Below are 17959 nucleotides of genomic sequence, written 5' to 3'. Positions count from 1 at the left end.
GTCTCCTTTGTTGCCGCACTGCTGCGCGGCAGTCGCGTTGTTATGAAAACGATTTCTTGAAACTGAAATCGTTTTCAAATAAACTGAAAACGATTGCTCGATCTCTGAAACCGTTTTCATGGTAGCGAAATGGAAATGCGGGTGTCAAACTAAAAATAACTGTTCAGCACCAAATAAAGTGCAATCGTGTAGGAATTTGGCAACACCCGCGCGGTTCGTCGGATGAACGGAAATGCGGGTATCAAACTAAAAATAACTGTTCAGCACCAAATAAACTCTGAACGTGTAGGAAAACGGCAACACCGCGCGGTCGGCGGACAACAACAACACGGAGACAACGATGGCCCCCATCCGCAACATCCTGATCGTCGGCGGCGGCACCGCCGGCTGGCTTGCCGCGTGCTTCCTGGCCAAGATGCTCGGCGCGAAAGCCGACGGCGCCGTCCAGATCACGCTCGTCGAATCGCCGGAGATCGGCATCATCGGCGTCGGCGAAGGCACCTTCCCGTCCATCCGCGGCACGCTGTCGCTGATCGGCATCGACGAGGCGCGCTTCATCCGCGAGTGCAACGCCACGTTCAAGCAGGGCGTGCGCTTCAACCACTGGGTGCGCCCGGCCGGCGCGCCGGGGCCCGACCACTACTTCCATCCGTTCAGTCAGCCGAGCCAGCGCCCGGGCGGACCGGAACTGCTGCCCTACTGGCTGATGGGCGCGGCCGGCAACGTGCCATTCGCCGCGGCGGCCACGCTGCAGAAGCACGTGGCGGACATGAGCCACGGCCCGAAGCGCGTCACGGACGGCGACTTCCTCGGCCCGCTGAACTATGCCTACCACTTCGATGCCGGCCGCTTTGCCGCCCTGCTCTGCACGCACGCGCAGACGCTGGGCGTGCGGCGCGTCGAGGCCACCGTCGAAGACGTGACGCTCGACGGTGAAGGCGCCATCGACTCCGTCGTCACGCGTGAAGCCGGCGTGCTGCGGGGCGACCTGTACATCGATTGCACGGGCTTCCGCGCGCGGCTGATCGGCGAAGCATTGGGCTCGCCGTTCCGCAACATCAGCGACACGCTGTTCGTCGACCGCGCGCTGGCGATGCAGGTGCCGTACGAGCGCCCCGACGCGCCGATTCCGTCGTACACGATCTCCACGGCACACGAAGCGGGATGGACGTGGGACATCGGCCTGCACGAACGGCGCGGCATCGGCTACGTGTATTCGAGCCGCCACACGAGCGACGAGCGTGCCGACGAAGTACTGCGCGGCTATATCGGCAAGGCCAGCGAAGGCCGCACGCCGCGCCTGCTGAAGCTGAACGTGGGCTACCGCGAAACGCAGTGGGTGAAGAACTGCGTTGCGATCGGCCTGTCAAGCGGCTTCCTGGAACCGCTCGAATCGTCGGGCATCGGGCTGATCGAAGCGGCCACGTACCTCGTCGGCTTCCTGTTCCCGCACGACGGCAACCTGGCTCCCGTGGCGAAGACGTTCAACGCGCAGATGAAGGCGCGCTACGAACGGATCGTCGATTTCATCAAGCTGCACTACTGCCTCACGCAGCGCCGCGACAACGCGTTCTGGATCGAGAACGCCGATCCCGCCACGATCCCGGAATCGCTGCGCGACCAGCTGGCGATGTGGCGCGCGCGGCCGCCGCACCGGCTCGACTTCGTGACGGACCTGGAGATGTATCCGCCGTCGAGCTGGCAGTACGTGCTGTACGGGATGGAGTTCGCCACCACGCTGCATGCGAACCGCGCCGCGCTGCCGGAGCTGGATGCGGCCAAGCGTGAGTTCCAGACGATCGCGCAGCTGTGCCACCATGCAGTCAAGGACCTGCCGCCGCACCGCGCGCTGGTCGACCACTACCTGCGCCGCGGCGAAGGGCTGCGCCGCGCATGAAGGAACGCGACCATCCCGCCACCCTCGTCGATGTCGCGCGTGCCGCCGGCGTCTCGCCATCGACCGTCTCGCGCATCATGAACGGCACGGCGCGCGTGGCCGACGCCAAGCGCCAGGCCGTGCTCGCGGCGATCGAGCGGATGCACTTCGCGCCGAACCAGATGGCGCGCAGCCTGAAGAAAGGCTGCACGATGACCGTCGGGATCGTCGTGCAGGACATCTCGTCGCCGTTCTTCGACGAGACGCTGCGCGGCGTCGACGATGCGCTGCTGGGCACCGGCTACACGAGCGTCGTGGTCAGCGGGCATTGGAACGCGGACGAGGAAGCGGACCGCATCCGCCTGCTGCTGGCGCGCAAGGTGGACGGCATCATCCTGCTGACGGGGCGGATGTCGGATGACACCGTGCTGCAGTTCGCACGCGAGCGGCCCATCGTGGCGACGGGCCGCCAGCTGCGCTCACCCGGCGCGGTCGGCTTCAAGGTCGACAACGAGCACGGCGCCTTCATCGCGACGCGCCACCTGATCGATGCGGGCCATCGCCGCATCGCCTTCATCACGGGGCCGGCGGCCAGCAGCGATGCGAACGAACGGCTGGCGGGCTACCGCCGCGCGCTGCGCTCGGCCGGCATCGATGCCGACCATGAACTGATCGTCGAAGGCGACTTCCACGAGCACAGCGGCCAGCGCGCCATCGAGCACCTGCTGGCGCACGGGATAGCGTTCAGCGCCGTGTTCGCGGCGAACGACCTGTCGGCATATGGCGCCCGCCTCGCGCTGTATCGCCACGGCGTGCGCGTGCCGGAAGACGTGTCGCTGGTGGGCTTCGACGACCTGCCGGGATCGATGTACACGGCGCCGCCGCTGACGACCGTGCGCCAGCCGCTGTACGACCTGGGACGCGCGGCAACGAAGGCGCTGCTGTCGCTGCTGGGCCGCGCCCGGCCGGACGACGTGGTGCCGCCGGTGGAGCTGGTGGTGCGCGAGACGACGCGCTGCGTCAACTGACCTTCAGCGTTCCTGGGGCGGCACGTTCCGGAGCCGTGCCACGAGGCCGGCGTGCGCGGCCAGGTCGACGGGGCGGTACTTCGGCTCCGTGCGCGCCGGATCGTTGCCGAGGTAGTTCCCATTCTTCCAGTCGCGCGCAGGACGGATCGGACGCGGCACGAAGCCGCCGCCGCAGTTCGGGCACACGTCCTGCAGCAATTGCTCGGCGCAGGCGGCGCAGAACGTGCATTCGTATGAGCAGATGCGGGCATCCGCAGCGTGCGGCGGCAGCGGCTTGGCACAGTGTTCGCAACTGGGGCGCAGTTCCAGCATGGCGTTCCTTTCCGGTGAAAGCTGCATTGTGCCCCGTCCTCGTTTGACAGGAATGACGTCGATGGATGAATATCTGCCATCATGCGTGCCACCTCTCCTGTTCCCCGCCAGCCCCCCGTCGACGTCTGGCTGCTCGTCTTTCCCGACTTCCTGCTGCTGGACGCTACCGGCCCGATCCAGGTGTTCGCCAGCGCGAACGACGAAGCGCGCGACGCGGGCCTGCCGCCGCCCTACCGCATCCACGTGATCGCGGCGGGCGGTGGCGCGGTGGCGTCGTCGGCCGGCGTGGCCCTCGTTGCGGAGCCGTTGCCCCGGCGCCGCATCGGCACCGGCACGCTGATCGTGGCCGGCGGCAGCGGCGCAGGCTTGCCGTCCGCATCCACGCCGGCAGGCAACGCATTGCTGCGCTGGGTGGCGCGCGTGGGCGCCGCCGCCACGCGCTGCTGCTCCGTGTGCACCGGCGCCTTCGTGCTGGCGCGCGCGGGCCTGCTGGACGGCCGCCGCGCCGTCACGCACTGGCAGGACGTGGCGGCGCTGCGGGCCGAGCATCCCGCCGTGCGCGTGCAGGACGACGCGCTGCACGTGAAGGATGGGAAGTTCCACACGTCGGCCGGCATCAGCGCCGGCATGGACCTCGCGCTCAGCCTCGTCGAGGAAGACCTGGGTCGCGCGTGCGCGCTGGCGGTCGCGAAGCGGATGGTGCTGTTCCTGAAGCGCCCCGGCGGCCAGCGGCAGTTCAGTTCCGAACTGCTGGCACAAGCGCAGGCGGAAGGCGTCTACGGCCAGCTGGTCGCGTGGCTGCGCCCGCGGCTGGCGCAGCGCATCGACGTGGAACAGATGGCGGCGGCGTGCGCGCTGTCTGTCCGCACACTGCACCGGCGCCTGCGCGACGAAGCCGCCGTCACGCCCGCACAACTGCTGGCGCAGCTGCGGCTGGAACTGGCCTGCGACCTGCTCGAACGCCCCAACACAAGCGTCAAGCAGGCGGCCCGCAAATGCGGCTACGGCAGCGAATACAACTTGCGCCGCGCATTCGTCGCGCGGCTGGGCGTGCTGCCGAGCGAGTACCGGGCACGCTTCGGCTGAGAGTTTGCTGAATTCGAGTCTGCCCCGATTCCTCGAAATATTTCCCAAATCCGGGGACTGTCCCTCGAAACAGGAAATATTTCCAATTACGAGGGACAGTCCCTCCCGCGTAAGCAACACAATCTGTGGCGAGCGCGCGACGAAATGGTGCTCGCGGGGCAAGCTGGCACCTGCTGCCAGGCAACGGTCCTCGGTGTCTCCTGGGACGATGACGAGGATTCAGGCGAAGCGGAAATATTTCCAAAAATGAGGGACAGTCCCCCGAATTTGGAAATGTTTCCTGAATCGAGGGACAGTCCCCAGCGGGAGAGCAACACAATCCATCGTAAAAACGCCACCCGAAGGTGGCGTTTGGGGGACAGCGCGTGGGGGACGATCAGCGCTTGCGCATCGGCGGCAAGTCAGTGCAGACGCCTTCGTACACCTCGGCGGCCATGCCGATCGACTCGCCCAGGGTCGGGTGCGGGTGGATCGTCTGGCCGATGTCGGTGCCGTCGGCGCCCATCTCGATCGCCAGGGCGATCTCGCCGATCATGTCGCCGGCGTGCGTGCCGACGATCGTGCCGCCGACGATGCGGTGCGTCTCGGCGTCGAACAGCACTTTCGTGAAGCCTTCGTCGCGGCCGTTGGCGACGGCGCGGCCGGAGGCGGCCCACGGGAAGTGGCCCTTCTCGACCTTGATGCCCTTCGCTTTGGCCTCGTCTTCCGTCAGGCCGACCCATGCTACTTCCGGATCGGTGTACGCGACGGACGGGATCACCGTCGCATCGAAGTGCGATTTCTGGCCCGCTGCCGCTTCGGCTGCCACGTGGCCTTCATGCACGGCCTTGTGCGCCAGCATCGGCTGGCCCACCAGGTCGCCGATCGCGAAGATGTGCGGCACGTTCGTGCGCATCTGGCTGTCGACGTTGATGAAGCCGCGATCCGTCACCTGCACGCCCGCCTTGTCGGCGGCGATCTTCTTGCCGTTCGGGCTGCGGCCGACGGCGACGAGCACCATGTCGTAGACCTGCGGCGCAGGTGCCGTGGCACCCGCTTCCGCGGCTTCGAACGTGACCTTGATCCCTTCCGGCAGCGCTTCGACGCCGACGGTCTTCGTCTTCGTCATCACGTTGTCGAAGCGGTGCGCGTTGTACTTCTGCCAGATCTTCACGGCGTCGCGGTCCGCGCCCTGCATCAGGCCATCCATCATCTCGACGACGTCGATGCGGGCACCGAACGTCGAGTACACGGTGGCCATCTCCAGGCCGATGATGCCGCCGCCGATCACCAGCATGCGCTTCGGCACGAAGCGCAGTTCCAGCGCGCCCGTCGAATCGACGATGCGCGGATCTTCCGGGATGAACGGCAGCTTCACCACCGACGAACCGGCCGCGATGATCGCCTGCTTGAACTGCACGACCTTCTTCGTGCCGTCGGCAGCCGTGACCTCGATGTGGTGCGGGCTGACGAACTGGCCGACGCCCTGCACGACCTGCGTCTTGCGTGCCTTGGCCATGCCGGCCAGGCCGCCGGTCATCTTGCCGATCACGCCTTCCTTGTACTTGCGGACTTCGTCGATGTCGATTTCCGGCTTGGCGAATTTCACGCCGTGCTTGCCCAGGTGGGCCGTCTCGTCGATCACGGAAGCCAGGTGCAGCAAGGCTTTCGACGGGATGCAGCCGACGTTCAGGCACACGCCGCCCAGTGTTGCGTAACGCTCGACGATCACGGTGTTCATGCCCAGGTCCGCGGCACGGAACGCGGCCGAGTAGCCGCCCGGGCCGCCGCCCAGCACCATCATGTCGCAGTCGATGTCGACGTTACCGCTGTACGAGCCGGCCGCCGGCGCGGGGCCGGACGAAGGAGCAGCCGCGGCAGGTGCCGCGACGGCAGGGCCGCCGTACACGGGCGCCGCCTGGCCCGGCGCCGCGCCTTTTTCAGCCGGCTGGGCCACCGGCGCCGCCGGCGCGCCGGCCGGTGCGGACGATGCGGCACCTGCCGCTTCCTCGACCAGCAGCAGCAACGAGCCTTCCGACACCTTGTCGCCCACCTTGATCTTCAGTTCCTTGACGACGCCGGAGTGCGTGGACGGGATCTCCATCGACGCCTTGTCCGATTCGACGGTGGCCAGCGACTGGTCGACCTTGATCGTGTCGCCGGCCTTCACCATCACCTCGATCACTTCGACTTCCTTGAAGTCGCCGATGTTCGGTACTTTTACCTCTACGATGCTCATCGGGTCGTCTCCTTACAGCAGGATCTTGCGCATGTCGCCCAGCACTTCGGCCAGGTAGACAGCGAACCGTGCGCCGGACGCGCCGTCGATCACGCGGTGGTCGTAGGACAGCGACAGCGTCATCATCAGGCGCGGCGCGAATTCCTTGCCGTTCCAGACGGGCTTCATCGACGCTTTCGACAGGCCGAGGATCGCCACCTCCGGTGCGTTGACGATCGGCGTGAAGTGCGAACCGCCGATGCCGCCCAGCGACGAGATCGTGAACGTGGCGCCCTGCATGTCGGTCGGCTTCAGCTTGCCTTCGCGAGCGGCCAGCGACAGTTCCGTCATCTCCTTCGCGATCTGCGTCACGCTCTTCTGGTCCGCGTTCTTCACGACGGGAACCACGAGACCGTTCGGCGTATCGGCCGCGAAGCCGATGTTGTAGAACTTCTTCAGGATCAGGTTCTCGCCCTTCTCGTCCAGCGACGAGTTGAAGGCCGGGTACTTCTTCAGCGCGGCCACCGATGCCTTGATGACGAAGGCCAGCATCGTCAGCTTCGCGGCATCCTTGTTCTTCGCGTTGGCGTTGTTGGTCTCGACACGGAACGCTTCCAGTTCCGTGATGTCGGCATCCTCGAACTGCGTCACGTGCGGGATCATCACCCAGTTGCGGTGCAGGTTCGGGCCGGAGATCTTCTTGATACGTGGCAGCGGCTGCAGTTCCGTCTCGCCGAACTTCGAGAAGTCCAGCGACGGCCATGGCAGCAGGTTCAGGCCCGCGCCACCGCCCGCAGGAGCAGCGCTGCCTGCCGGCGCGGCCGTGGTACCGGCCATCACGCCCTTGACGTAGTTCTGCACGTCCTGCTGCGTGATGCGGCCTTTCTGGCCGGTGCCCGGCACCTTCGACACGTCCACGCCCAGTTCGCGGGCGAACTTGCGGACGGATGGCGATGCGTGGGCCAGCTTGCCGGTAACGCCCGTGGTTGCAGGCGCTGCGGCAGGTGCTGGTGCGGCTGCCGGAGCCGGCGCAGGGGCCGGAGCGGACGCGGCGGCAGGTGCCGGCGCAGCGGCGGGGGCGGCCGGCGCTGGCGCAGCAGCGCCACCCGAGCTTTCCGCGATCAGCACGATCGATCCCTCGGCAACCTTGTCGCCGACCTTCACTTTCAGTTCCTTCACGACGCCGTCCACGGACGACGGAATCTCCATCGATGCCTTGTCCGATTCGACGGTGATCAGGGACTGGTCCTTCCTGATGGTGTCGCCAGGTTTAACCATCAGCTCGATGACTTCCACTTCCTTGAAGTCGCCGATGTCCGGTACCTTGACTTCGACCGGGCCACCCGATGCGGCCGGTGCTGCAGCCGGTGCCGGAGCCGGCGCGGCCGGGGCAGGAGCCGGTGCCGCGGCAGGCGCGGCGGCGGCCGGTGCAGCAGCAGGTGCGGCGGCGGCGCCATCGGCTTCCACCATCAACAGCAGCGAACCCTCGGCAACCTTGTCGCCGACCTTCACTTTGATTTCCTTGACGACGCCGGCGGCGGACGATGGAATCTCCATCGATGCCTTGTCCGATTCCACGGTGATCAGGGACTGGTCGACCTTGATCGTGTCGCCCACCTTCACCATCAGCTCGATGACTTCAACCTCCTTGAAATCGCCGATAGCCGGGACTTTGACTTCCACAATGCTCATAGCGTTTGCTCCGTATTCTCGTTATTGGGTCACCGGATTGGGTTTGTTCGGGTTCAGGCCGTACTTCGCCACCGCCTGCTCGACGACCGCCAGGTCGATCTTGCCTTCGTCGGCCAGCGAGCGCAGGGCCGCCACCGTGATGTAATAACGGTTCACCTCGAAGAACTCGCGCAGCTTGGCGCGGCTGTCCGAGCGGCCGAAGCCATCGGTGCCCAGCACGCGGTAGTGGCGGCCTTCCGGGATGTACGGGCGAATCTGTTCGGCGAACATGCGCATGTAGTCGGTCGTCGCGATGATCGGGCCCTGCGTGTCCTTCAGCAGCTGCGTCACGTACGGCACGCGCTGTTCCTTGGTCGGGTTCACGAGGTTCCAGCGCTCGGCATCCTGGCCGTCGCGCGCCACCAGGGTCAGCGACGGAGCGGACCAGATGTCGGCGGCGACGCCCCAGTCTTTTTCCAGCAGTTCGGCAGCGAAGATGGACTCGCGCAGGATCGTGCCGGAGCCGACCAGCTGCACGCGCTGGCCCGCATTCGCGGTGCCCTGCTGCAGCAGGTACATGCCCTTCAGGATGCCCTCTTCCTGGCCCGCTTTCAGGCCCGGATGCGCGTAGTTCTCGTTCATGATGGTGATGTAGTAGAACACGTCTTCCTGTTCCGTCACCATGCGGCGCAGGCCGTCATGAATGATCACCGCCAGCTCGTGACCAAAGGTCGGGTCGTACGGCAGGCAGTTCGGGATCGCGGCGGCGAACAGGTGGCTGTGGCCGTCCTCGTGCTGCAGGCCTTCGCCGTTCAAGGTCGTGCGGCCGGCGGTGCCGCCCATCAGGAAGCCGCGCGCCCGCATGTCGCCGGCGGCCCACGCCAGGTCGCCCACGCGCTGCATGCCGAACATCGAGTAGTACGTGAAGAACGGCAGCATCACGCGGTTGTTCGTCGAGTACGACGTCGCCGCGGCGATCCACGAGCTCATGCCGCCCGCTTCGTTGATGCCTTCCTGAAGGATCTGGCCGGCCTTGTCTTCGCGGTAGTACATCACCTGGTCCTTGTCGACCGGCTCGTACAACTGGCCCTGCTGGTTGAAGATGCCGATCTGGCGGAACAGGCCTTCCATGCCGAACGTACGCGATTCGTCGACGAGGATCGGCACCACGCGCTGGCCCAGGCTCTGGTCGCGCAGCAGCGCCGTGATGATGCGCACGTAGGCTTGCGTGGTGGAGATCTCGCGGCCTTCGGGGGTCGGCTCCAGCACGGCCTTGAACGCTTCCAGCGGCGGCACGACGAGCGTTTCGTCGGCCTTCTGGCGGCGGTGCGGCAGGTAGCCGCCCAGGGCCTTGCGGCGCTCGTGCAGGTACTTGATTTCCGGCGCGTCGTCGGACGGCTTGAAGAACGGGATCTCGGCCAGCTTGTCGTCCGGGATCGGGATGTTGAAGCGGTCGCGCATTTCACGGATCGCCTCGTCGTCCAGCTTCTTGGTCTGGTGCGCCGTGTTGCGCGCCTCGCCGGACTTGCCCATGCCGAAGCCCTTGACGGTCTTCACCAGCAGCACGGTCGGGCGGCCCTTCGCTTCCTGCGCGACCTTGAAGGCGGCGTAGATCTTGTGCGGGTCATGGCCACCGCGGGTCAGGCGCCAGATGTCGTCGTCGCTCATGTTGGCGACCATTTCCAAGAGCTTCGGATGCTTGCCGAAGAAGTGCTTGCGCACGTAGGCGCCGTCTTTGGCCTTGTAGTTCTGGTACTCGCCGTCGACGGTTTCCATCATCACGCGCTGCAGGATGCCTTCCTTGTCCTTGGCCAGCAGCTCGTCCCAGCCCGGGCCCCAGATGACTTTCACGACGTTCCAGCCGGCGCCGCGGAATTCGCCTTCCAGTTCCTGGATGATCTTGCCGTTGCCGCGCACCGGGCCGTCCAGGCGCTGCAGGTTGCAGTTCACCACGATGACGAGGTTGTCCAGCATCTCGCGGGCGGCCATGCCGATCGCGCCCATCGATTCCGGTTCGTCCATCTCGCCGTCGCCGCAGAACGCCCAGACCTTGCGGCCGTCCGTGTTGGCGATGCCGCGCGCGTGCAGGTACTTCAGGAAGCGCGCCTGGTAGATCGCCATCAGCGGGCCCAGGCCCATCGACACGGTCGGGAACTGCCAGAAGTCCGGCATCAGTTTCGGGTGCGGGTACGACGACAGGCCCTTGCCGTCCACTTCGCGGCGGAAGTTCAGCAGGTGCTCTTCTGTCAGGCGGCCTTCCAGGAAGGCGCGCGCGTAAATGCCGGGCGACGAGTGGCCCTGGATGTACAGCAGGTCGCCGCCATGCTCTTCGGACGGGGCGCGCCAGAAGTGGTTGAAGCCAATGCCCAGCATGTTCGCCAGCGACGCGAACGAGGACAGGTGGCCTCCCAGGTCGCCGTCGGCGCGGTTGGCCTTGACGACCATCGCCATCGCGTTCCAGCGCATCCACGAGCGCAGGCGCTCTTCGTATTCCAGGTTGCCCGGGCAGTGTGCGCCGACGTGGGCGGGAATCGTGTTGACGTAGGCGGTGGTGGCGGAGAACGGGATCTGCGCGCCGCGGCGGCGCGCCAGGTCGACCAGGCGCTCCATCAGGTAGTGTGCACGTTCCGGGCCTTCGTTTTCCAGAACCGCTTCAAGCGCCTCCAGCCATTCCTTGGTTTCCTGTGCGTCCGGATCATTGGCGGTTTGGGCCGTGACCTGGTCAATATTGGCTGACATGTACTGAGTCTCCTAAGTGAAATGAGCCCGAACCGAGTGACGAATGGTGGCGGACGCGAGGGGGTGATTATTTATCAAGACTTTTACGAAGTGTGAGGATTCTAACAGTGAATTTCGGCTTTTTCAAAATACGAAAGAGGATTTTATAATGTGAAATTTCCCCATGACGGAATGGTGCAGCGCCGCATAAATACTGGGTTTGCGGGCCGCTTGCTGCTTTTTTAACCCCGACTGCACACCCTGGGGTCAGACCCGCCGGGTCTGACCCCAGCCCTTCGCCGTTGGGGTGGACTTTCGAGGTGGCGACGCGCATACGCCGCATCGCAGCATCGAGCACCATTTATAATGTCGGTCTTTCATCCCACCACCCACTAAACACCATGTCTGCACAACTGATCGACGGAATCGCCCTCTCCCAGAAACTGCGCGCCGAAATCGCCACGCGCGCCGCCGCACTGACCGCCGCCGGCAAACAGCCCGGCCTGGCGGTGATCCTCGTGGGCGAAGACCCGGCGAGCCAGGTCTATGTGCGCAACAAGGTGAAGGCATGCGGCGACGTGGGCATCCGCTCCGTGATGGAGAAGTACGACGCGGACCTGACGGAACAGGCACTGCTCGACCGTATCGCCGCGCTGAACGACGATCCCACGATCCATGGCATCCTCGTCCAGATGCCGCTGCCCAAGCACATCAATCCGCACAAGGTCATCGAGGCGATCTCCACGTCGAAGGACGTCGACGGTTACTCGGTGCTGTCCGCCGGCGAGCTGATGACGGGCCTGGAAGGCTTCCGTCCCTGCACGCCGTACGGCTGCATGAAGCTGATCGAATCGACGGGCTTCGACCTGCGCGGCAAGCACGCCGTCGTGATCGGCCGCAGCAACACGGTCGGCAAGCCGATGGCCCTGCTGCTCTTGCAGGCCAATGCCACCGTCACCATCTGCCACAGCGCGACCCCGGACCTCGCCGTGTACACGAAGCAGGCCGACGTGATCGTGGCGGCAGTGGGCCGCCGCAACACGCTGACCGCCGACATGGTGAAGCCGGGTGCAATCGTGATCGATGTGGGCATGAATCGCGACGATAATGGCAAGCTCTGTGGAGACGTGGATTTTGCCGCCATCAAGGATGTCGCCGCGCACATTACGCCGGTGCCGGGTGGCGTCGGTCCCATGACGATCACGATGCTCTTGATGAATACCATCGAATCCGCCGAGAGGGGCTGATTCGACAACCAAAGGAAGAACGATGACGACGACTGACAATCCCCTGCTGGACTTCACCGGCCTGCCGCGTTTCGACGCGATCCGGCCGGAACACGTGACGCCCGCCATCGATGAACTGCTGGCGAAGAACCGCGCCGTGGTCGCGCAGCTGGAGGCGCCCGTCGACCAGGTCACGTGGCGGAACTTCGTGACGCCGCTGGAAAACGCGACGGAGCTGCTGGGCCGTGCATGGGGCATCGTCAGTCACCTGAACAACGTGGCGGATACGCCGGAACTGCGCGCCGTCTACAACGAGAACCTGCCGAAGGTGACGGAGTTCTGGACCGAGCTGGCACAGAACGAGGCGCTGTTCGCCAAGTACAAGGCGCTGCGGGCCTCAAGCGAATTCGCGACGCTGTCGCCGGCGAAGCAGCGCATCGCCGAGAACGCGATCCGCGACTTCCGCATGGGCGGCGCGGAACTGCCGCCGGCGCAGAAGGAACGCTTCGCCGCGATCCAGGAAGAGCACGCGGCCGTGTCCACGCGCTTCTCCGAGAACGTGCTGGACGCCACCAACGACTGGAAGCTGCTGGTCGAGAGCGAAGCCGAGCTGGCCGGCCTGCCGGACGACGTGCAGGCCGCGGCCAAGGCCGCGGCAGAGCGGGACGGCAAGCAAGGCTGGCTGTTCACGCTGCACTTCCCTTCCTACTACCCGATCCTGCAGTTCGCCGACAACCGCGCGCTGCGTGAGAAGGTCTATCGTGCCAACGCGACGAAGGCATCCGAACTGGGCGACGTGTTCAGTGAGCGCGACAAGTGGGACAACGGCGCCAACATCGTCACGCTGCTGAAGCTGCGCGCGGAAGAGGCGCAGCTCTTGGGCTACAAGAACTTCGCCGAAGTGTCGCTGGTGCCGAAGATGGCGCAGAGCCCCGAGCAGGTGATCGGCTTCCTGGAAGACCTGGCCAAGCGCGCCCGCCCGTATGCGGAAAAGGACCTCGAAGAGCTGAAGTCGTTCGCGGCCGAGCACCTGGGCCTGACGGACCTGCAGGCGTGGGACCTGCCGTATGCTTCCGAAAAGCTGCAACAGCACCGCTACGCGTTCTCGGCGCAGGAAGTGAAGCAGTACTTCCCCGAGCACAAGGTGGTCGACGGCCTGTTCAAGCTCGTGCAGGACCTGTTCGGCGTGCGGATCGTGGCGGACGAAGCGCCGGTCTGGCACAAGGACGTGCGCTTCTTCCGCATCGAACGCGACGGCGCGCTGGTGGGCCAGTTCTACCTGGACCTGTACGCACGCGCCGGCAAGAACAGCGGCGCATGGATGGACGACGCGCGCAGCCGCCGCGTCGAAGGCGGCCAGCTGCAGACGCCTGTCGCCTACCTGACCTGCAACTTCACGGAGCCGGCCGTCATCGACGGCAAGGTACAGCCTTCGCTGTTCACGCACGATGAAGTGATCACGCTGTTCCACGAGTTCGGCCACGGCCTGCACCACATGCTGACGACGGTCGAGGAACTGGGCGTCTCCGGCATCGCCGGCGTCGAATGGGATGCGGTGGAACTGCCGTCGCAGTTCATGGAAAACTTCTGCTGGGAGTGGGACGTGCTGTCGCACATGACCGCGCACGTGCAGACGGGCGAACCGCTGCCGCGCGCGCTGTACGACAAGATGCTGGCCGCGAAGAACTTCCAGTCCGGCCTGCAGACCTTGCGCCAGGTGGAGTTCGCGCTGCTGGACATGCACCTGCATTACGACTACGACCCAGGTAGCGAGCAAAACGCGGGCAAGTCCGTGCAGGACGTGATCGACGACGTGCGCCGCAAGTTCGCGGTGATCGTGCCGCCGTCGTTCAACCGCTTCCAGAACTCGTTCGGCCACATCTTCGCCGGCGGCTACGCGGCCGGCTACTACAGCTACAAGTGGGCCGAGGTGCTGTCCGCCGACGCCTATGCGGCGTTCGAGGAAGCGGCCGAGCTGGAGCTGCCGGACCAGAAGGTCGTCGAGACGGGCCGCAAGTTCCTGCAGGAGATACTGTCGGTGGGCGGTTCGCGGCCGGCGCTGGAGTCGTTCACGGCGTTCCGGGGACGGGAGCCGCAGATCGATGCGCTATTGCGACATAGCGGCATGGCTGCGTAAGGAAAAATCGATGCCTTGAGCGTAAGAGCCGATAGCGCAAGACCAAACCCCGGATGCAAACCCAGGGGTCAGACCCGGCGGGTCTGACCCCAGCTTTGCGTTGCGGGTTTTGTTTTTGCAGGAACGACTCGCTTTAGTCGCCGCCTAAACGACCTCCTTTCCCGTAACTCCGCCGCGTTACAATACCCCGCATGACCCGCATCGACTTTCACACCAACGTTCCCGACAAGATCGCCTACGCCTGCCGCCTCGTGCGCAAGGCCTATAACGCGTCCGGCGGCAAGCATCGCATCGTCGTGATGACGGACGATGCCGGGCAGCTGGCGCGGCTCGATGCGGCGCTGTGGAGCTTTTCCGCGCCCGACTTCCTGCCGCACGTGCACGTCAACGACCCGCTCGCGCCGGACACGCCGATCGTGCTGGCCGACAGCGACGACGTCGAGCTGCCGCAGGCCGACCTGCTGGTGAACCTGGCACGCCGCGCGCCCGCGCAATTCGAAAGCTTCCCCCGCCTGATCGAAGTAGTGTCGACGGACGAGGAGGATGCGGCCGCCGGGCGCGTGCGCTTCGTCGCCTACAAGCGGCAGGAGTTCCAGCCGGCCCACCTATCCATCGGCAAGCCATGACGCAGGAAGCTCCGTTCGATCCCGGCATTCCCGTGCTGACCGAGGTGCTGGCCGACAGCCTGCCGGCCGCCGCGCCCGTGCACATTCCGCCGGCCGTGCCGACCTATGCGCCGGCCCAGGCACCGATCGCCTCGGCCCCGGCCGTGTGGCGCACCGGCCGCGCCGCCGCCCCGCCCGTGCCGGTGGCGGCGCCCGCAGCCATGTCGCTTCCGGAACCACTGCCGGAACCGGTAGCGGAAACGGCCGCGGATACGGCACCCACCGCCATGCCGGACGCAAGCCTGGCCGGTCTCGAACAGCGCCTGAACGAGCGCATCCTGGCGCAGCTGCTGCCCGTTGTCGACCAGCGCCTCGCGGCGGCGATGGCGGACCTGCTGCAGGGCCTCAAGGTCGACTTGCGCAACGACTTGCGGCAAGCGATCGAAGCGGCCGTGCGCCATGAACTCGACGGCATGCAGGCACGCGAACGGTGAAAATCCCGGCCGCCGCGGTGCACGCCCGCCCCGGTTGGGTGCATCCGGCGCGAATTGTGCGCGGCAGCTTTGCCAATCGTAGGAATTGTTGTACCTTCTCGCACTGACACGACGCTCACGAGGCGCCCACTCACAACATTTGGAGAGACGAGTATGCAGACGAAGTTCATCGCAGGTGCCATCGCCATTGCCTTTGCCGCCGTCGGCCCATCCGTGGCCAGCGCCCAGGAAGTCATCAAGATCGGCCACGTGGGCCCGATCTCCGGCCCCCAGGCCCACCTCGGCAAGGACGAAGAGAACGGCGCCAACATGGCCGTCGCCGACTTGAACGCGAAGGGCATCAAGATCGGCGGCAAGCCTGTCAAGTTCGAGCTCGTACTGGAGGATGACGGCGCCGACCCGAAACAGGGCACCACGGTGGCGCAGAAGCTCGTCGATGCGAAGGTGAATGGCGTCGTCGGTCACCTGAACTCGGGCACCACGGTGCCGGCATCGCGAATCTATTACAATGCCGGGATCCCGCAGGTGTCGCCCGCGTCGACGAACCCGGTCTACACGAAGCAGAAGTTCAACACGACCTTCCGCGTCGTCGCGAACGACTCGAAGCTGGGCGGCACGCTCGGCAAGTACGCCGTCGAGAAGCTGGGCGCGAAGAAGATCGCCGTGATCGACGACCGTACCGCGTACGGCATGGGCGTGGCGACGGAGTTCGTCAAGGGCGCGAAAGGCGCGCAGATCGTCGACAAGCAGTTCACCAACGACAAGGCCACCGACTTCAACGCGATCCTCACGAGCATCAAGGCGAAGAATCCGGACCTCGTCTTCTTCGGCGGCATGGATGCCGTCGGCGGCCCGCTGCTGCGCCAGATGAAGGCACTGGGCATCAAGGCCAAGTTCATGGGCGGCGACGGCGTCTGCACGGACGCGCTGCCGCGCCTGGCCGGCACCGCGGCCGCGGACGGCGTGGTGTACTGCGCCGAAGCGGGTGGCGTGCCGCCCGAGCTGCAGAAGAACATGGACGACTTCCGTGCCCGCTACAAGAAGCAGTACAACCAGGAAGTGCAGCTGTACGCACCGTACGTGTACGATTCCGTGATGACCCTGGCGCAGGCGATGCAGGACGCGAATTCGGCCGATCCGAAGAAGTACCTGCCGTTCCTGAAGAAGGTGAAGTACCAGGGCGTGACGGGCCTGATCACGTTCGACGAATTCGGCGACATCAACAACGGCTCGCTGACCCTGTTCACGTACAAGGGCGGCAAGAAGACGAAGATGGAAGTCCTGAAGTAAGGATAACAACGGGAGACAACCCGAGCCGGCCGTCCTGATGGGCGGCCGTTTGTTTTTTCAGCGGCGCTTATGCAAAGGCCGCATACCGATTGGAGTAAAACGCATATGCAACTGAAGCTGATTCCCCTTGCCGCGCTTCTTGCCGCGGGTGCCGGCGGCGCGCTGGCGCAGGAAGTGGTCAAGATCGGCTACGTCGGACCGCTGTCCGGCCAGTCCGCCCACCTGGGCACCGACACGTCGAACGGCGCCCGCCTGGCTGTCGAGGACCTGAACGCGAAGGGCTTCAAGATCGACGGCAAACCCGTCAAGTTCGTGCTGATGGCCGAGGACGACGCCGCTGAACCGAAGCAGGCCACCACCGCCGCGCAGAAGCTGGCGGACCAGAAGGTGAACGGCGTGATCGGGCACCAGACGTCCGGCACGTCGATCCCCGCCTCGCGCATCTACTACAACGCCGGCATTCCGCAGATCTCGGCGTCGGCCACGAGCCCCGTCTACACGCACCAGAAGTTCAACACGACGTTCCGCGTGGTCGCCAACGACAACAAGCTGGGCGCCAGCCTGGGCGACTACGCCGTCAAGAAGCTGGGCGCGAAGAAGGTTGCCGTGATCGACGACCGCACCGCGTACGGCCAGGGCTTGGCGGACGAATTCGCCAAAAGCGCCCGCAAGGCCGGCGTGCAGATCGTCGCGCGCGAGTTCACCAACGACAAGGCCACGGACTTCAACGCGATCCTGACGAGCATCCGCGCGAAGAACCCCGACCTCGTGTTCTTCGGCGGCATGGACTCGGTGGGCGGCCCGCTGGCGCGCCAGATGAAGGCGCTGGGCATCAAGACGAAGCTGATGGGCGGCGACGGCATCTGCACGGAAGCGATGCCGCGCCTGGCCGGCACCACGGTGGCCGACGAAACGATCGTCTGTGCGGAAGCGGGCGGCGTGACGCCTGCGCAGCAGAAGACGATGGCGGAATTCGCCGCCCGCTACAAGAAGCGCTACGGCCAGGAACTGCAGATCTACGCGCCGTACTCGTACGATGCGACGATGGCGATGGCTGCCGCGATGGCGAACGCGAAGTCGGCCGATCCGAAGAAGTACCTGCCGTACCTGGCGAAGGTCAGCTACCCCGGCATCACGGGCACGATCGCCTTCGATCCGCTGGGCGACATCAAGGACGGCGCGCTGACGCTGTTCACGTTCAAGGGCGGCAAGAAGACCCTGATCGAGGTGGTGAAGTAAAAAAAACCGGGCGGTTTGAACTGACCCCATAAAGCTGGACGGTTAAGTTAGCTAGGCGGCCAAGGGCTGGGTCCTGTAGT

14 protein-coding genes are annotated in these 17959 nt (G+C 65.4%); 9 read left to right on the top strand and 5 right to left on the bottom strand.

The annotated features are described in order from the left end of the window. Positions 1-340: 340 nt before the first annotated feature. On the top strand, positions 341-1897 hold the full coding sequence (locus IP92_RS11740; protein ID WP_145874947.1) for a tryptophan halogenase family protein: 1557 nt from the start codon (positions 341-343) through the stop codon (positions 1895-1897). After that, a complete protein-coding gene (locus tag IP92_RS11735) occupies positions 1894-2904 on the top strand; it encodes a LacI family DNA-binding transcriptional regulator (RefSeq protein ID WP_145874944.1) in 1011 nt (336 codons plus the stop codon). Before IP92_RS11740 ends, IP92_RS11735 begins: the two co-directional genes overlap by 4 nt. Before the next feature lie 3 nt (positions 2905-2907). On the opposite strand, the gene IP92_RS11730 is transcribed toward IP92_RS11735, so the two are convergent. Next, entirely contained in the window at positions 2908-3216 is a 309-nt protein-coding gene (locus IP92_RS11730) for a DUF1272 domain-containing protein (protein WP_145874941.1), read from the bottom strand. Between the two features lie 81 nt (positions 3217-3297). Between IP92_RS11730 and IP92_RS11725 the strand changes: the two genes are divergently transcribed. Further along, on the top strand, positions 3298-4302 hold the full coding sequence (locus tag IP92_RS11725) for a GlxA family transcriptional regulator (protein ID WP_145874939.1): 1005 nt from the start codon (positions 3298-3300) through the stop codon (positions 4300-4302). A gap of 376 nt (positions 4303-4678) precedes the next feature. On the opposite strand, the gene lpdA is transcribed toward IP92_RS11725, so the two are convergent. The 4 genes from lpdA to IP92_RS11705 form a co-directional block, all read right to left on the bottom strand. Further along, a complete protein-coding gene (lpdA, locus tag IP92_RS11720) occupies positions 4679-6520 on the bottom strand; it encodes a dihydrolipoyl dehydrogenase (protein ID WP_145874936.1) in 1842 nt (613 codons plus the stop codon). Positions 6521-6532: 12 nt separating this feature from the next. Further along, positions 6533-8191 carry a dihydrolipoyllysine-residue acetyltransferase gene (aceF, locus tag IP92_RS11715; RefSeq protein ID WP_145874933.1) on the bottom strand — a complete coding sequence of 553 codons (1659 nt, stop codon included), beginning with the start codon at positions 8189-8191 and terminating at the stop codon, positions 6533-6535. Between the two features lie 21 nt (positions 8192-8212). Next, positions 8213-10909, bottom strand: coding sequence for a pyruvate dehydrogenase (acetyl-transferring), homodimeric type (gene aceE, locus IP92_RS11710; protein WP_145874932.1), 2697 nt, complete (start codon positions 10907-10909; stop codon positions 8213-8215). Between the two features lie 67 nt (positions 10910-10976). Beyond that, positions 10977-11249 (bottom strand): hypothetical protein, encoded by a 273-nt coding sequence (locus IP92_RS11705; protein ID WP_145874929.1) that lies wholly within the window; start codon positions 11247-11249, stop codon positions 10977-10979. Between the two features lie 40 nt (positions 11250-11289). Between IP92_RS11705 and folD the strand changes: the two genes are divergently transcribed. The 6 genes from folD to IP92_RS11675 all read left to right on the top strand — a co-directional run bounded on the left by folD (position 11290) and on the right by IP92_RS11675 (position 17879). Beyond that, positions 11290-12135 carry a bifunctional methylenetetrahydrofolate dehydrogenase/methenyltetrahydrofolate cyclohydrolase FolD gene (gene folD, locus IP92_RS11700; protein WP_145874927.1) on the top strand — a complete coding sequence of 282 codons (846 nt, stop codon included), beginning with the start codon at positions 11290-11292 and terminating at the stop codon, positions 12133-12135. Between the two features lie 22 nt (positions 12136-12157). After that, positions 12158-14251, top strand: a complete 2094-nt coding sequence (locus IP92_RS11695; RefSeq protein WP_145874925.1) for a M3 family metallopeptidase — start codon at positions 12158-12160, stop codon at positions 14249-14251. A gap of 191 nt (positions 14252-14442) precedes the next feature. Next, a complete protein-coding gene (locus IP92_RS11690; RefSeq protein ID WP_145874923.1) occupies positions 14443-14877 on the top strand; it encodes a DNA polymerase III subunit chi in 435 nt (144 codons plus the stop codon). Then, a complete protein-coding gene (locus tag IP92_RS11685; RefSeq protein ID WP_145874921.1) occupies positions 14874-15350 on the top strand; it encodes a hypothetical protein in 477 nt (158 codons plus the stop codon). Before IP92_RS11690 ends, IP92_RS11685 begins: the two co-directional genes overlap by 4 nt. Positions 15351-15503: 153 nt before the next feature. Continuing rightward, positions 15504-16640, top strand: coding sequence for a branched-chain amino acid ABC transporter substrate-binding protein (locus tag IP92_RS11680; protein ID WP_145874918.1), 1137 nt, complete (start codon positions 15504-15506; stop codon positions 16638-16640). 105 nt (positions 16641-16745) lie between these two features. Then, positions 16746-17879, top strand: coding sequence for a branched-chain amino acid ABC transporter substrate-binding protein (locus tag IP92_RS11675; RefSeq protein ID WP_145874916.1), 1134 nt, complete (start codon positions 16746-16748; stop codon positions 17877-17879). Positions 17880-17959 lie beyond the last annotated feature (80 nt).

The sequence above is a fragment of the Pseudoduganella flava genome (assembly GCF_007830495.1).
Taxonomy (GTDB): Bacteria; Pseudomonadota; Gammaproteobacteria; order Burkholderiales; family Burkholderiaceae_D; genus Rugamonas; species Rugamonas flava.
This window is presented reverse-complemented; position numbering and strand designations above follow the sequence as displayed.

What these genes read in the sequence shown, in the direction of transcription:
- IP92_RS11740 (WP_145874947.1), top strand. Translation starts at nt 341, where the DNA reads ATGGCCCCCATCCGCAACATCCTGATCGTCGGCGGCGGCACCGCCGGC.
- IP92_RS11735 (WP_145874944.1), top strand. Translation starts at nt 1,894, where the DNA reads ATGAAGGAACGCGACCATCCCGCCACCCTCGTCGATGTCGCGCGTGCC.
- IP92_RS11730 (WP_145874941.1), bottom strand. Translation starts at nt 3,216, where the DNA reads ATGCTGGAACTGCGCCCCAGTTGCGAACACTGTGCCAAGCCGCTGCCG.
- IP92_RS11725 (WP_145874939.1), top strand. Translation starts at nt 3,298, where the DNA reads ATGCGTGCCACCTCTCCTGTTCCCCGCCAGCCCCCCGTCGACGTCTGG.
- lpdA (WP_145874936.1), bottom strand. Translation starts at nt 6,520, where the DNA reads ATGAGCATCGTAGAGGTAAAAGTACCGAACATCGGCGACTTCAAGGAA.
- aceF (WP_145874933.1), bottom strand. Translation starts at nt 8,191, where the DNA reads ATGAGCATTGTGGAAGTCAAAGTCCCGGCTATCGGCGATTTCAAGGAG.
- aceE (WP_145874932.1), bottom strand. Translation starts at nt 10,909, where the DNA reads ATGTCAGCCAATATTGACCAGGTCACGGCCCAAACCGCCAATGATCCG.
- IP92_RS11705 (WP_145874929.1), bottom strand. Translation starts at nt 11,249, where the DNA reads ATGGTGCTCGATGCTGCGATGCGGCGTATGCGCGTCGCCACCTCGAAA.
- folD (WP_145874927.1), top strand. Translation starts at nt 11,290, where the DNA reads ATGTCTGCACAACTGATCGACGGAATCGCCCTCTCCCAGAAACTGCGC.
- IP92_RS11695 (WP_145874925.1), top strand. Translation starts at nt 12,158, where the DNA reads ATGACGACGACTGACAATCCCCTGCTGGACTTCACCGGCCTGCCGCGT.
- IP92_RS11690 (WP_145874923.1), top strand. Translation starts at nt 14,443, where the DNA reads ATGACCCGCATCGACTTTCACACCAACGTTCCCGACAAGATCGCCTAC.
- IP92_RS11685 (WP_145874921.1), top strand. Translation starts at nt 14,874, where the DNA reads ATGACGCAGGAAGCTCCGTTCGATCCCGGCATTCCCGTGCTGACCGAG.
- IP92_RS11680 (WP_145874918.1), top strand. Translation starts at nt 15,504, where the DNA reads ATGCAGACGAAGTTCATCGCAGGTGCCATCGCCATTGCCTTTGCCGCC.
- IP92_RS11675 (WP_145874916.1), top strand. Translation starts at nt 16,746, where the DNA reads ATGCAACTGAAGCTGATTCCCCTTGCCGCGCTTCTTGCCGCGGGTGCC.